This is a genomic window from Kitasatospora sp. NPDC058184 (assembly GCF_042883725.1).
Taxonomy (GTDB): Bacteria; Actinomycetota; Actinomycetes; order Streptomycetales; family Streptomycetaceae; genus Kitasatospora.
In genome coordinates this window covers 1-1,308 of the sequence record NZ_JBHVVE010000063.1, presented here as the reverse complement: position 1 = coordinate 1,308, position 1,308 = coordinate 1, and the positions used below count along the sequence as shown (strand labels likewise).

At 69.8% G+C, this 1,308-nt stretch carries 1 pseudogene; it reads left to right on the top strand.

The window, feature by feature from the left end:
• Positions 1–132 precede the first annotated feature (132 nt).
• Positions 133–1,268, top strand: a pseudogene (locus ACFVXH_RS41330) (IS30 family transposase).
• Positions 1,269–1,308 lie beyond the last annotated feature (40 nt).

Genomic DNA, 1,308 nt, shown 5'->3' with positions numbered 1-1,308 from the left:
CCACGCCTTGGGTTCTAGGAGTCGTTGCAACACCCCAGTTCAGGGGATGCATTGGACTTCGAGATCCGTGAGGACCGGACGCCTCAGGGCCCGAGGAAGCTGACTCGGGAGCGGGCGGCATACTCCCGGCTCATGCAGCAGGGCTACAGCAACAAAGAGGCTTGCCGGATCGTCGGTATCGACGTTCGGACCGGCCAGAAGTGGCGTAACGGGCGCAAGCCCACCGGGACGCAGAGGACGGCTCTGCCACCGCTTCGAGCGGTGGCAGAGCCGTCCGGCCCGTCCCGGTACCTGCGCGAGGACGAGCGCATCCACATCGCCGACCGGCTGCGGGAGAAGGCCACCGTGCGGGCGATCGCAGCCGAGCTGGGCCGCAACCCCTCCACGGTCAGCCGGGAGATCCGGCGCAACCGCCACCCGGGCAGCGGCAGTTACCGGCCTCATGCCGCGCAGGCCCGCGCCGATGCCCGCCGACCGCGCCCCAAGCCCGCCAAGATCGCCCGCACCGGGAGCTGCGGGAGTTCATCCAGCACCACCTGGACAAGCGGTGGAGCCCGGAGCAGATCTGCCAGGCTCTACGGGACACCTTTCCCGAGCGGCCGGAGATGCACGTGGCTCACGAAACCGTCTACCAGGCCCTCTATGTCCAGGGTCGTGGCGAGTTGCGCCGCGAGCTGGCCGGCTCCCCGCGCACCGGACGCGCCCGCCGGATCCCCCACCGCCAGGCCGCCGCGCGCAGGCCCAGGTTCACCCACCCGATGGTCATGATCAGTGAGCGTCCCGCCGAGGTGGAGGACCGGGCGGTTCCCGGGCACTGGGAGGGCGACCTCATCATCGGCAAGGACGGCGCGTCGGCGATCGGCACGCTGGTCGAGCGCGCCACCCGCTACGTGGTGCTCCTGCACCTGCCGCACGGCCGCACCGCCGAGCAGGTCCGCGATGCCCTCGTGGAGACGGTGCGGACCCTGCCCACCCACCTGGTGCGGTCGCTGACCTGGGACCAGGGCTCGGAAATGGCCGAGCACGGCCTGTTCACCCTGGCCACCGACGTCCCGGTCTACTTCTGCGACCCGGCCAGTCCCTGGCAGCGCGGCTCCAATGAGAACACCAACGGCCTGCTGCGGCAGTACTTCCCCAAGGGCACCGATCTGTCCGTTCACGGCCCGGAACACCTTGTAGCGGTCGCCGCCGAACTCAACGGCCGCCCACGCAAGACGCTCGGCTGGGAAACCCCAGCCGAGCGTCTGCATAAACTCATCGCGGCCTAGACAACCGACCACGTGTTGCGACGACCACCAGAAACCGCCC